We start from the raw sequence: 13,311 nt of genomic DNA, 5'->3' as shown, positions 1-13,311 counted from the left end.
GGCTCATATTATCTAATGATGCCACGCTCTGCGTTCTTCAAGAACTCAGTCATGAGAGCAACACCGCTAGAACTTGCTTCTTGCGAAGAAAGTATCTCCACGGCTTCAGCCACCGTATTGCCTTCACGGTAAATGACTTTATAGGCCCGTTTAATGGCCATAATTTCATCTTTATCAAAACCGCGACGTCGCAAACCTTCAGAGTTAATGCCCTGAGGAATATTTTTAGTGCCGCTCACCATCACAAAAGGAGGCGTGTCGCGAAGAATAATACCGCCTGCGCCCAAGAACGCATGTGCACCCACTTTACAAAATTGATGAATGCCAACCGCACCGCCCACAATAACGAAATCATCGATGTGAACATGCCCAGCAACGGCCACATTATTGGCTAAAATAATGTCATTACCTAACACACAATCATGGGCAATGTGTGAATTAACCATAAACAAGCATCGTGAACCAATAATAGTTTCGCTATTATCTTGAATGGTGCCACGATGCACAGTCACGCCTTCACGGAACTCGTTGTCATCACCAATAATTAAATTTGTGGGTTCACCAGCATATTTTTTGTCTTGGCAATCTTCACCAATAGATGAAAATTGATAGAAAGTATTATTCTTGCCAATGCGGGTGGTGCCGCGAACGACCACATGGGACTTCAATACACAGCCATCGCCAATCGTCACATCATCATCAATCACGCAAAATGGACCAATAGTGACGTTTTCGCCAATAGATGCTTTATCTGAAATTACCGCAGTAGGATGGATCACGTTAGGTCATCTCTCTCATTGCACACATAAACTCTGCAACACATACATTTTCGCCATCAACAGTTGCAACGCCTTTAAACTTCCAGATGCCCCGTCTTTCTTTTACCAAGGCAACATCAAACTCTAGTTTGTCTCCAGGTACAACAGGACGCTTAAATCGAGCGTTGTCAATTCCTGCATATAAATACAATTTATCATTTTGGCCCATGGTCTTAAAACCAAGAACGCCCGCGGCTTGTGCCATGGCTTCTAGAATCAGCACGCCTGGAAATATAGGGCGGCCTGGGAAGTGCCCGGTAAAGCAAGGCTCGTTAAAAGTGATATTTTTATATGCTTTAATTGATTCACCCAGAACGTAGTCTGTTACTCGATCAACCAACAGGAACGGGTATCTGTGAGGAAGTAACGACAGAATTTCCTGGATTTCTATGGTATTGAGTGAAGTGGTCAAAAACTATCTCCTATAGTGCAAGCATGACCTAAAAACTGTTTCATGGTCACAAACTCGCCGTAAATTACTAAAACGGCGGCAACCATACGCTGTTAGGCGCAAAAAACAAATCAGACCAACCCCTTTCGGGCGTTGGTCTGATGAAATTAGCGACAAACTGTAAGCATTACTGCCTTAGTTTACTTTGCTAACCTGTTCTAATACTTGCTCTGACATGTCGTATTGTTCTTTTACGAAAGGCGTTGCCGTTGCGTTAAGTACAATGTCATAACCTTGTTTAGCGGCAACTGAATCAATTGCTTGCTTGATAAGGCTGAATAATTTGTTTTGTTCTTCGTTGCTACGACGCTGAATGTTTTGCTTAAGCGGTTGTGCTTTTTCTGCTAACTCTTCACGTACAGCCAACATTTTTTGCTCAAGCTCTTTCTTTTCTTGAGCGCTCATTGTTGCTGCGTCGCGTTGAAGACGTTCTGCGAAGAACTGACCATCACGTTGAAGTTGATTAACTTCTTCGATGCGATCTTTAAACTCCACCTGAATGGCGTTTTGGATTTCAGCAGCCTGAGGCATAGCTTGAAAAATGCCCTGAACATCAACAACAGCAATTTTTTGCTCTGCCATTACTGAAGTACTAACTAGTGCGCTACCAAGCATTGCACCTGCAACAATATGTTTAACCAACTGTTTCAAAAGGAACTCCTTTTATCCATCTTTTTATCTGGGTGCCTAGGGCCCCGTTTAATATTCTAGAATGTTTGACCGATATTAAAGGTGAAGAATTTAGCATCATCACCATCACGTTCTTGAATAGCTCTTGAGAAGCTAAATACCATCGGTCCCATTGGTGAAATCCATTGTACCGAAATACCAGCAGAACTACGATACAGTGACCAATCAGAATAGTCTATCAATGAACCATACTGAGTACTAGATTGACTAAAGTCTTTATATTGGTCGTAATCGAACTCAGTATCCCACACGTTGCCCACATCCACAAATAGACTGGTTCGTACCGAGTTATCCATATCTGCTTCCACAAAAGGTGTGGGAACAATTAACTCAAGACCACCTAGTGCCATAGCGTTACCACCAAGGCTGCGGCTTGATAATGTAATTACATCATCAATAGGGTCGGTTGGGTACACTTCGCCATCAGGGCCTGTTAAAGAGCCACTTGGCGAGCGAATGATACCACGCGGACCTACGGTGTTGTTTTCAAATCCACGAAGTGAATCCGAACCACCTGCGGTGAAGTTTTCGGTAAATGGCAATATTTGCTCGTTACCGTCTACATCGCCATAGCCGTTACCGTAACCCATTCTAATTCTTGCAAGTACTGACCAACGCTGATTTCTAGACAGTGGGAAATACCACTTCCCATCAAACAAGGTTTTGAAGTAGTTCACATCTGAATTAGGTGTAGTGATACTAAATGAGGCACGCTGTGACGAACCAGCCGTAGGGAATAAACCACGGTTTAATGTACTACGACTCCAACTTACGCTGGCAAGATAGCTATGGTATTTAATGGGCGCATCAGGATCATCTCCGTCAAGGAACTGATTATAAAACTGTTCCGTTTGCTCATAATAACCACGGTTATAAAGCTCTACGTTGCTGTACGTTAGCCCGAAGTTGATTCGGTTAAATTCATTTATCGGATAACCGACATTTGCACCTACAGACCACTGCTTAGAGTTGTACTGGATAACGTTAAAGTCTGAGCCATCAAATTCACTATACCCTAATGAACCACCTAAGCTTATGCCATCAATAGTAAAATACGGGTCGTTATACGTGATTTGTGCTGAACGTTGATAAGAAACCGTACTTAAGTTCAAGCCTACACGCTTACCTGTACCCAGGAAGTTATCTTGCTGGATACCCGCTTGAAGGCTTAACTTGGTTTGGTCACCGTAACCGATACCTGCGTTAAATGAGCCAGAAGGTTGCTCTTTAACGTTGAAGTTAACGTCTACTTGATCGTCTTGGCCTGGAATTCGAATGGTTTCAAACTCAACCTCTTCCATATACGTCAAACGAGATAATTGGTTCTTGGATGACTCAAGTAAGTTATTTGATAACCATGTACCTTCCATTTGGCTTACGTTCTGACGTAACACGTTATCAGCAGTAACCACGTTACCGTTGAACTTAATACGTTTAACGTAGATACGTTTGCCAGGGTCTACAGACAGTGTCAGCTTAACCGTTTTATCTTCATCGTTGATGTTTGGTACTGTGGTCACGGTTGGATAAGCATAACCAAATCGACCAAGGTACTTACTAATAAACTCTTCTGTGTAAGTCACTTCAGCTTGGTTATAAAGCTCACCTGGCGTAAGTGGCAATACACGCTGAATATATTCTTCATGTCCAAGCACATCACCCACTAGTTCCACTTCTGAAATAGTGTATTGCTCGCCTTCACTTACGTTCATTGCAACGTAAATGCCCGACTTTTCAGGAGTCATAGATACTTGTGTAGAATCAACATTGAAGCGGAGGTAACCACGATCTAAATAGTGGTTACGTAGTGATTCCATATCACCTTGCAACGTTTGTTGCTGATAGCGAGTTTCTGACAAGAAATCCCACCATGGTGTATCAAACTGCAGCTCAAACTGATCCATCAACTCAGCATCAGTAAAAATCTCATTACCAACGATGTTGATTTGTTGAATTTTAGCCGCATCACCTTCTTCGAAAAGTAATTTCAAATCGACACGATTTCGAGGAAGCGGTGTAATAATCGCTGTAACGTCAGCGTTATATTTACCAATACTGTAAAAGAAATCTTTCAAGCCATTTTCAATGGACGTTAGAACGGTCTTATCTAAAGGCTCACCTAATCGTACGCCATTGCCGTCTAAGCTTTCTTGGAGTTGCTCATCTTTAATATCATCGTTGCCCTCAAAAATAATGTTACTTATTGTGGGGCGTTCGGCTACGCGTACTACCAATGTGTTGCCGTCACGCAGAATTTCGACATTTTCGAAATGCGTTGATGAGTACAGAGAACGGATAAGCTGAGTTACCCGGAAGGTATTTAGCTCATCACCAACCTGAACTGGCAAATAGGTTAAGGCTGCACCTAGTGCAACTCGCTGCAGACCTTCTACTCGAATGTCTTCTACAACGAATTCACTATTCTGCGCCGCAGCATTGGCAAAGCTAGCACTGGAAAAAATGGCTCCGGCTGCTACTAACTGTTTTAACTTCATCTATTTTTCTTTTCCTGGCCGCGTTTTATGTTAGCTGTTTTATGTTTCCTGACTTTCATCAGGCTATGCGAGCAATATCGTTCATAATAGCGATACCCATTATCATAAACAGAAGCACGCCACCGATTCTGTAACCCCACTCCTGTACCGCATCAGGCACAGGCTTGCCGGTAAGCCATTCCACGATGTAAAACATCAGGTGACCACCATCTAGCATGGGCAAGGGTAGTAAATTAATTATGCCTAAATTCACACTGATTAAGGCAAGAAAGCTCAAAAAGTAAGCCAAGCCGTAACCGGCACTGGTACCTGCTCCTTGAGCAATGGATATAGGACCACTTAAATTTTTCACCGACACATCGCCGGTAACCAATTTGCCTATCATCTCAACACTGAGTGTCATTAAGCGCCACGTTTTATCTAGCGCTCTTCCAACTGCCTCTACTATGCCATATTGATGGGTAAACACATACCCTTCAGGCCAAGCTTCAAACGTTGGGCTAACCCCTAAATACCCAGTTTGCCCTTCTGGTGTATCGCGGCGCGCTATCGTTGCACGCAGTTGCTGGGGTTGTCCATCCCTTTCAATCGACAATACAACCGAATCTCCGGGGCTTTCAACAATCACATCAACTAAGGCCTGCCATGTGGTTAATTCATCACCATTTAAAGCAAGTAATTTATCACCTGGCTGCAAACCAGCCTCTTGTGCTGCACTGCCCTCTCCAACAAAACCCACTTCCAAAGTTGGATTAGGACGAAAAGGTGTTATTCCTAGACTGCTTAAAGGAGACTCGCTATCAGGGTCAAAGTTCCAACCCTCAAGTGTAAATGTTACTTCTTTTTCTGTTTTATCTTGGGTCAATACAGTAACTAGCGCTGATTCTTGACCAATATAAGACACCACTTCAAGGTTCACCGCCTCCCAGTCTGGAGTACTACGGGAGCCTACTTTAATGACTTCATCGCCTTTCTCAATACCTGCTTGAGCAGCGATACTTTCAGGCTCAATATTACCAATAACGGGTTTTACGGTTTGTAGGCCAATTAAAAACATCAACCACAATGCAAACACAGCAAAAATAAAATTCACGCCAGGCCCAGCAAAAATAATGGCCATGCGCTGCAATACCGGCTTATGGTTAAACGCTTTGTGTTCTAATTCTGGGGGTACATCGTCAATTCGCCCATCAAGCATGCGTACATAACCACCAAGCGGGATCATAGCAATCACATACTCAGTGCCAGTTTTACTGGTTTTACGCCAAAGCGGCTTGCCAAAACCAATAGAAAAACGCTCAACTTGCACACCGCAACGCCGCGCTATATAGAAGTGGCCCCACTCATGTACCGCCACTAAAATACCTAGCGCGACAATGAATGCACCTAAGCTCCATAAAAATCCTAACACGTGAACTTACCTCTAATGACTTGGCCTGCAACCTCGCGGGCAGCAGTATCCTGTTCAAGGATTTGTTGGATAGATGAAACGGTTACCGGTTCCATTTTGTTTAAGGTTTCTTCATTCACGACCGCTATATCCGTAAACCCTATTTTGCCCTCTAGGAAAGAGGCTACCGCTATTTCATTAGCGGCATTCAGACGGGTGGTAGCCGCTTGCCCTTCTCGGCATGCATCGATGGCTAACTTTAAGTTTGGATAGCGTGTAAAACAAGGGGTTTCAAAGCTGAAATTGGCCATGTCAGAAAAGTCCAATGGCTTCACCCCAGCATCAATACGAGATGGGTAAGCAAGACCGTACGCTATAGGCGTACGCATATCTGGATTACCCAGCTGCGCGATGACCGAACCATCTATATACTGCACCATTGAATGAATAAAACTTTGCGGATGAACCACTACTTGAATATCGTCTGGCGATGCACCAAATAACCAACAGGCTTCAATAAACTCAAGCCCCTTATTCATCATAGTGGCTGAATCTATGGTGATTTTACGCCCCATAGACCAGTTAGGGTGGCTACTCGCTTCATCAATCGTAATAGCGTTGAAAGAACTTAAATCACGCTCTCTGAAAGGGCCCCCTGAGCCAGTTAGTAATATTTTACTAATACCCGCCTTTTCCAATTCTCCATACTGGTAACCTTGAGGGAGGCATTGAAAGATAGCGTTATGCTCACTGTCTATAGGTAAAATTTCAGCATCGCTTTGTGTTGCAGCATCAATAAATAACGCACCGGACATCACTAGCGCTTCTTTATTTGCTAGTAATACCTTTTTGCCCGCTTTTACCGCCGCTAATGTAGGCAGCAAACCTGCCGCCCCCACTATGGCAGCCATCACGGTATCGACTTCGGCTGCACAAGACACGTCTTCTAATGCTTTAGCGCCGCAAAGTATTTCAGCGGTAATGTTGTATTCTGCCGCCAGCCTGCAAGCCTCTTTGTACTTAGCTTCATCAGCCACTACTACGAATCGAGGAGAACACTTTTGCGCTTGCTGCATGAGCAATTCAAGCTGGCCATTGCCGGTGATGGCAAAAGTGCGGTATTTTTCAGGGTGGCGATTAATAACATCGAGGGTATTACAACCAATAGAGCCAGTTGCCCCTAAAACAGTAACGGTTTGCATCACGCCATCCACGTTACATAACAGAACGCAAAGACTGGAAATGCAGCGGTTAAGCTATCTATTCTGTCTAAAACCCCGCCGTGTCCAGGCAAGATTTTTCCACTATCTTTAATGCCAGCGCACCGTTTTAGCATGCTTTCGTTAAGATCACCTAATGCAGAAACCGCTACGGTAACGCCACCAATAATAAGGTGTAACCAAATACGAGAAGGCTCAACTTGATAGTGCAATGCAGCAAAAGCGATAATGGCAAATGAAGCAGCAATACCACCTAAAAGACCTTCTAAGCTTTTACCCGGAGAAACATTAGGACGCAGCTTGTGGCGACCAAATTTAACGCCAACGAAGAAAGCACCTATATCTGCTGCCCACACAATACCTAACACGTAGAAGATAAGTGATGCGCCATAAAAGGGGTCGACATCGTGCAAGCTGGTACGAAGGGCAATCACCGCCACCCAAGTTGGAATTAAGGTCAGTAAACCGAACACGGTACGTACACTGCGGCTTTCACGCCAAAACTTAGTGTATTTAGGATAGGCTAACACCATGAATAGAGACACTATCCACCACACTACCGCTACACCTAAAATACCGTGATATAAATCGTGAAGCTGGCCTTGATACCAAATAACGCTGGTATCGACAATAAAAGATAAGCTGATGCAGATAGCGAATGCTGCTGCCATAAAGAGTATTTTTTTAGGGCGCTCACATATGCCGGACATATTAGCCCATTCATAAGCCCCTATGGCAACCACACCGGAAATCGCAATTTCAAACCAGAAGATAGGCAGAAACAGTATGGAAAATAGCGCCAAAGGCGCGAGAATTAACGCTGTTATTATTCTTTGTTTTAGCATAATTGGCTCTCGGCTCCTGTGCTCAGGCCTGCCCTGATGCCTGCCTGCATAGAATTAGCTGCTGGCAGTATCAATTTGTTCACCGGTAAGACCGAATCGTCGTTGGCGAACATTAAAATCATCTACGGCTAATTGAAAAACATCTTCATTGAAGTCTGGCCATAGCACATCGGTAAAATATAATTCGGCGTACGCACACTGCCATAATAAAAAGTTGCTGATTCGGTGTTCACCACCTGTGCGTATAAGAAGATCGAGTTCAGGAAGGCTTGCCGTAGAGGTATGTTGATTAAAAACTGCCTCATCGATGTCTTGAAGCGACATTTCACCTTGCTTGACTTTTTCAGCCACTTCTCTAGCGGCATTAACAATGTCCCATCTGCCGCCGTAATTGGCTGCGATATTGAGGACAAGATCGTTATTACCAGAAGTCATTTCTTCCGCTTTGCGGATTTTTCCAACCAACTTGCTATCAAAAGCACTTAAATCGCCTATAACTTTTAAGCGAACGCCATTTTTATGGAGTCGTTTGGCTTCACTGTTTAATACTAAATTGAACAGTTCCATCAATACACTGACTTCTTCTTCAGGCCGCTTCCAGTTTTCACTTGAAAAAGCGAACAAGGTTAAAGAATCAATGCCAGTTTGACGAGCAAAGCGCACCACTGCTCGAACAGACTCAACACCTGCCTTGTGCCCGAAGGTACGAATTTTCCCTTTCTTTTGCGCCCAACGACCATTGCCATCCATAATGATGGCAACATGTTTAGGGCCAGCAACGGTTGCTGGCCCTACTGTATCAGTCGTTTTGGCTGCGTTTGACCGCTTCCCAATCATAATACTTGTTACACTTCCATCAGTTCTTTTTCTTTAACAGCAAGCATGCCGTCAACTTTCTTAATGAAGTCATTCGTTAAAGACTGAATATTTTCTTCCGCTGCGCGGCTTTCATCTTCGCTGATTTCTTTCTCTTTAAGTAATTCTTTTACGTCGCTGTTTGCATCTCGGCGGATGTTTCGAATTGAAACTCGACCGTTTTCTGCTTCATTGCGCACTACGCGAATAAGGTCTTTACGACGCTCTTCGGTAAGCGGAGGAAGTGGAATACGAATAGAACCACCAGCGCTCATAGGGTTTAATCCTAAATCTGCCTGCATAATGGCTTTTTCAACAGCTTGGATAGCACTTTTATCAAAAACAGTCAGTGCTAATGTACGGCTATCTTCCGCAATGACGTTAGCCACTTGCTTAAGCGGTGTGTCTGTACCGTAGTAAGGTACCATAATGCCATCTAATAAGCTTGGATGAGCACGGCCTGTGCGAATTTTGCTAAACTGGCCTTTAAGTGCACTGATGCTTTTATCCATACGCTCTTGCGCATCTAATTCAATTTCATCAATCACGTTATATTTCCTATTTTCTTAATTAACTATTGTCAGCGTGACAAATTAGGGTGCCAACTTGCTCACCCATAACAACACGTTTCAAACAACCTGCTTCGTTCATGTTAAATACACGAATAGGTAGGCTGTGATCTCTAGCAAGTGTGAACGCTGACAGGTCCATCACTTTTAATTCTTTCTCAAGTACTTCTTGATAAGAAAGTTGATCATATAAAGTAGCGTCTGGGTTCTTAACTGGATCATCGCTATAAACGCCATCAACTTTTGTGGCTTTTAGTACGGCATCGGCTTCAATCTCGATTCCGCGTAAACATGCTGCTGAATCTGTAGTGAAGAAAGGATTACCTGTGCCCGCTGAAAAGATAACCACGCGGCCAGATTTTAATAAGCTAATCGCCTCTGCCCAATTGTAAGCATCGCACACGCCATTTAATGGAATAGCAGACATCATACGCGCATTAACAAAGGCACGATGTAGCGCATCACGCATGGCTAATCCGTTCATTACGGTAGCAAGCATACCCATGTGATCGCCTACAACGCGGTTCATACCCGCTTTGGCAAGCCCTTCGCCACGGAACAAGTTACCGCCACCAATAACCAAACCTACTTGAACACCTAGTTCAACAAGTTCTTTGATTTCTTGGGCCATACGGTCAAGTACTTTAGGATCGATGCCAAAGCCTTCTTCGCCCATAAGGGCTTCGCCACTTAGCTTTAACAGAATGCGTCGATATGCTGATTTCGGTGTGATACTCATTATTCGATATGTCCTCGTAAACCCATTTTGTCTTATGCTTTTCTATTGTTTGCACACTGCTTTTGCAGGTAAAAAGAATAGGACAAAGTGCTTTCGTAAACGTTTAAAGATTTTACCGCTTTGCGAATTAAACTATCTTAGCAAAACTGTAACTCGCGGGTACTAGCTATAAAAAAGCACCTCCGAAGAGGTGCCTTGTAGTTTATCTGACATTAGCACAATGCAAAAGATAAACGCCCAATTATTTCTTGGCCGCTTCCATTTGTGCTGCAACTTCTGCTGCGAAGTCTTCAGTTTTCTTCTCGATACCTTCACCAACTTCGAAACGTACGAAGTTAACAACATCAGCAGAGTTGTTTTTAAGCAACTCAGCAACGCTGATTGAAGGATCTTTAACGAAAGGCTGACCAGTCAAGCTTACTTCACCAGTAAACTTCTTCATGCGGCCTGCAACCATCTTCTCTGCGATATCAGCTGGCTTACCAGACTGCATTGCAATACCGATTTGGATTTCTTTCTCTTTCTCAACAACTTCAGCTGGAACATTTTCAGGCTTAACGAACTGAGGGCTAGCCGCTGCAACATGCATTGCAATGTCTTTAGCCAACTCTTCGCTGCCACCAGTAAGAATTGAGATTACGCCGATACGACCGCCGTGCACGTATGCACCCAATGTATCGCCTTCCACGTTAATAACGCGACGAGGAGAGATGTTTTCACCGATTTTCGCTACTAATGTGTCACGAACATCGCTTACTTTAGCACCGTTAAGTTCAGACGCATTCAACGTGTCGATATCGTTGATGTTGTTCGCTGCTGCTATTTCTAGCAACTCGTTACCGAACTTAAGGAAACCTTCGTCACGTGCTACGAAATCTGTTTCACAGTTGATTTCAAGCATAGTCGCACGACCGTCTTGAACTTTAGTAAGGATTACACCTTCAGCTGCGATACGGCCTGCTTTTTTAGCTGCTTTCGCTTGGCCTGATTTACGCATGTTTTCAATGGCTAGCTCAATGTCACCATCCGTTTCAACCAGGGCTTTCTTACAATCCAGCATACCTGCGCCTGTACGCTCGCGCAGTTCTTTAACTAGTGCTGCAGTCACTGCCATTTTTCAATTCCTCAGCAATAAATATAAATTCGGTTAGGTAAAAGGGGCGCTATCGCCCCTCTCAATACGTTTCGTATTGTTGTACTATCATATGCTTTTGATATGACAGTAAAGCGAACAGAATTACTCTGCTGCTTCTACGAAGTCGTCTTGCTCTGCTTGTGCTTCAAGGTTGCTTTCGCGACCAGAAATTACAGCGTTAGCAGCGGCATCCAAGTAAAGTTGAACTGCGCGGATTGCATCATCGTTACCAGGAATGATGTAATCAACACCATCTGGGTTAGAGTTAGTATCCACAACACCAACAACTGGAATACCCAGGTTGCGTGCTTCTGTGATAGCAATGTGCTCGTGGTCTGCATCGACTACAAAGATAGCGTCAGGCAAGCCGCCCATATCTTTGATACCGCCAAGGCTGTTTTCAAGCTTTTCCATTTCACGCTGAAGCATTAGGGCTTCTTTTTTGGTCAGCTTTTCGAAAGTACCGTCTTGGCTTTTTTGCTCAAGTTCTTTCAAACGCTTGATTGATTGACGAACTGTTTTCCAGTTAGTCAACATACCACCTAACCAACGCTTGTTAACGTAAAACTGGTCACATTTAACAGCTGCATCTTTTACCGCATCGCCAGCAGCGCGCTTAGTACCTACGAAAAGGATTTTCCCTTTCTTAGATGCTACGCTTGATAGGTAGTTAAGAGCGTTGTTGAAAAGTGGAACTGTTTTTTCAAGGTTGATGATATGAACTTTGTTACGTGCGCCAAAGATGTAAGGTTTCATCTTAGGGTTCCAGTAACGAGTTTGGTGACCGAAATGCACACCGGCTTTCAGCATGTCACGCATAGAAACATTTGCCATTTTAATTTCCTCTCGGGGTTAGGCCTCCATATACCCATTGTATCGATCCCACTTATCAAATAAGTAGAACACCCCGATACGCAGTGTTGGTATATGTGTGTTTTAATTAAATTTAATTTACCCTTTTGACCAAGTGCTTTTGAGGGCATTCCGTCAGGGCGCGCGCTTTATACCATATTAAGCGTATCCACTCAAGTTTTACTGCCAGTTTAGCCATTACTTGCATTCTTTAAGTCTGCCCCTATACACATTCAATCCTAATGGCTAAAATATACCTATATATAGATATATTCTGCGCGTTAACCTCTGCCCTATTTTACAAGCGGTAGCGTAACGGCCTAAATAAACGAATAGAGAGACGCTGTGTCAGCTATTATTAAGACCTCTGAAGAAATCGAAAAAATGCGCGTTGCTGGAAAACTAGCAGCCGACGTACTCACTATGATTGGCCCCTATGTGAAAAAGGGTGTGACCACGGATGAGTTAAATACGATATGCCATGATTATATTGTTAATGAGCAGCAAGCTATTCCTGCGCCATTAAACTATGGTCACCCGCCATTCCCTAAATCAATTTGTACGTCTGTAAACCATTGCATTTGCCACGGTATTCCGTCTGATAAAAAATTGAAAGATGGTGATGTTATCAATATCGATGTCACCGTGATTAAAGATGGCTATCATGGCGATACTTCAAAGATGTTCATTGTCGGTAAACCTGCAATATTGGCTGAGCGTTTAACTCGTGTTACGCAAGAATGTTTATACAAAGCAATAAAACAAGTTAAACCAGGCATGACGTTAGGCGATATTGGTCACATCTGCCAAACCCACGCAGAAGCGCATAACTATTCAATCGTACGCGAGTACTGTGGCCATGGTATAGGTGCTAGCTTCCACGAAGAGCCACAAATAGTGCACTATGGCAAACCTGGCACCGGCGATGTTCTTGAAGCAGGCATGTGCTTTACCATTGAACCTATGGTAAATGCCGGCAAGCGTTATTCTAAAATTCTTCCTGATCAGTGGACAGTGGTAACCAAAGACAGAAGTTTAAGTGCACAGTGGGAGCATACCTTGCTTGTTACCGAAGACGGTGTAGAGGTACTAACCTTGCGTGACGAAGAAGACCTTCCACGCGTCATTTCGCACAGCTAAACTTTCGCACACTGATAAATATAAGTTAGTTTTGATAGGCACCGTGATAAGCACTTTTTGCCTATTATTTGTATCGTGAATACCTGAACATATAGCAGTGTAAACGTTGTTT

At 43.6% G+C, this 13,311-nt stretch carries 13 protein-coding genes; 1 reads left to right on the top strand and 12 read right to left on the bottom strand.

The window, feature by feature from the left end:
* Positions 1 to 8: 8 nt before the first annotated feature.
* The 12 genes from lpxA to rpsB form a co-directional block, all read right to left on the bottom strand.
* Positions 9 to 779 (bottom strand): acyl-ACP--UDP-N-acetylglucosamine O-acyltransferase, encoded by a 771-nt coding sequence (lpxA, locus tag AV939_RS05095; protein WP_013785178.1) that lies wholly within the window; start codon positions 777 to 779, stop codon positions 9 to 11.
* Between the two features lies 1 nt (position 780).
* On the bottom strand, positions 781 to 1,230 hold the full coding sequence (gene fabZ, locus AV939_RS05090) for a 3-hydroxyacyl-ACP dehydratase FabZ (RefSeq protein WP_013785179.1): 450 nt from the start codon (positions 1,228 to 1,230) through the stop codon (positions 781 to 783).
* A gap of 174 nt (positions 1,231 to 1,404) precedes the next feature.
* Positions 1,405 to 1,920, bottom strand: a complete 516-nt coding sequence (locus AV939_RS05085; protein ID WP_013785180.1) for an OmpH family outer membrane protein — start codon at positions 1,918 to 1,920, stop codon at positions 1,405 to 1,407.
* Between the two features lie 56 nt (positions 1,921 to 1,976).
* Positions 1,977 to 4,454 (bottom strand): outer membrane protein assembly factor BamA, encoded by a 2,478-nt coding sequence (bamA, locus tag AV939_RS05080; protein WP_057793427.1) that lies wholly within the window; start codon positions 4,452 to 4,454, stop codon positions 1,977 to 1,979.
* 58 nt (positions 4,455 to 4,512) lie between these two features.
* Positions 4,513 to 5,865, bottom strand: a complete 1,353-nt coding sequence (gene rseP / locus AV939_RS05075; protein WP_057793428.1) for a sigma E protease regulator RseP — start codon at positions 5,863 to 5,865, stop codon at positions 4,513 to 4,515.
* Entirely contained in the window at positions 5,859 to 7,046 is a 1,188-nt protein-coding gene (gene ispC, locus AV939_RS05070; RefSeq protein WP_057793429.1) for a 1-deoxy-D-xylulose-5-phosphate reductoisomerase, read from the bottom strand. The genes rseP and ispC overlap by 7 nt, the downstream gene beginning before the upstream one ends.
* Positions 7,046 to 7,909 carry a phosphatidate cytidylyltransferase gene (locus AV939_RS05065; protein ID WP_057793430.1) on the bottom strand — a complete coding sequence of 288 codons (864 nt, stop codon included), beginning with the start codon at positions 7,907 to 7,909 and terminating at the stop codon, positions 7,046 to 7,048. The genes ispC and AV939_RS05065 overlap by 1 nt, the downstream gene beginning before the upstream one ends.
* Before the next feature lie 54 nt (positions 7,910 to 7,963).
* On the bottom strand, positions 7,964 to 8,746 hold the full coding sequence (gene uppS / locus AV939_RS05060) for a polyprenyl diphosphate synthase (RefSeq protein WP_082604957.1): 783 nt from the start codon (positions 8,744 to 8,746) through the stop codon (positions 7,964 to 7,966).
* An 8-nt stretch (positions 8,747 to 8,754) separates the two neighbouring features.
* Positions 8,755 to 9,312: a ribosome recycling factor gene (gene frr / locus AV939_RS05055; RefSeq protein WP_013785186.1), complete on the bottom strand. Its 558-nt coding sequence runs from the start codon at positions 9,310 to 9,312 to the stop codon at positions 8,755 to 8,757.
* Positions 9,313 to 9,334: 22 nt separating this feature from the next.
* Positions 9,335 to 10,072, bottom strand: a complete 738-nt coding sequence (gene pyrH / locus AV939_RS05050) for a UMP kinase (protein ID WP_013785187.1) — start codon at positions 10,070 to 10,072, stop codon at positions 9,335 to 9,337.
* Positions 10,073 to 10,313: 241 nt separating this feature from the next.
* A complete protein-coding gene (gene tsf / locus AV939_RS05045; protein WP_013785188.1) occupies positions 10,314 to 11,186 on the bottom strand; it encodes a translation elongation factor Ts in 873 nt (290 codons plus the stop codon).
* A gap of 123 nt (positions 11,187 to 11,309) precedes the next feature.
* Positions 11,310 to 12,041 (bottom strand): 30S ribosomal protein S2, encoded by a 732-nt coding sequence (gene rpsB, locus AV939_RS05040; RefSeq protein ID WP_013785189.1) that lies wholly within the window; start codon positions 12,039 to 12,041, stop codon positions 11,310 to 11,312.
* Positions 12,042 to 12,404: 363 nt separating this feature from the next.
* On the opposite strand from rpsB, the gene map reads away from it, so the two are divergent.
* Positions 12,405 to 13,199 carry a type I methionyl aminopeptidase gene (gene map, locus AV939_RS05035; RefSeq protein ID WP_057793431.1) on the top strand — a complete coding sequence of 265 codons (795 nt, stop codon included), beginning with the start codon at positions 12,405 to 12,407 and terminating at the stop codon, positions 13,197 to 13,199.
* The last annotated feature ends 112 nt before the right edge of the window (positions 13,200 to 13,311 follow it).

The sequence above is a fragment of the Alteromonas sp. Mac1 genome (assembly GCF_001562125.1).
GTDB classification, from domain to species: domain Bacteria; phylum Pseudomonadota; class Gammaproteobacteria; order Enterobacterales; family Alteromonadaceae; genus Alteromonas; species Alteromonas stellipolaris.
Note: the sequence above shows the minus strand (reverse complement) of the source record. Positions and strands in the feature narration are given on the sequence as shown.

Coding starts and splice junctions, on each gene's coding strand:
- bamA (WP_057793427.1), bottom strand. CDS start 4,454: ATGAAGTTAAAACAGTTAGTAGCAGCCGGAGCCATTTTTTCCAGTGCT.
- AV939_RS05065 (WP_057793430.1), bottom strand. CDS start 7,909: ATGCTAAAACAAAGAATAATAACAGCGTTAATTCTCGCGCCTTTGGCG.
- rpsB (WP_013785189.1), bottom strand. CDS start 12,041: ATGGCAAATGTTTCTATGCGTGACATGCTGAAAGCCGGTGTGCATTTC.
- ispC (WP_057793429.1), bottom strand. CDS start 7,046: ATGCAAACCGTTACTGTTTTAGGGGCAACTGGCTCTATTGGTTGTAAT.
- pyrH (WP_013785187.1), bottom strand. CDS start 10,072: ATGAGTATCACACCGAAATCAGCATATCGACGCATTCTGTTAAAGCTA.
- tsf (WP_013785188.1), bottom strand. CDS start 11,186: ATGGCAGTGACTGCAGCACTAGTTAAAGAACTGCGCGAGCGTACAGGC.
- uppS (WP_082604957.1), bottom strand. CDS start 8,746: ATGATTGGGAAGCGGTCAAACGCAGCCAAAACGACTGATACAGTAGGG.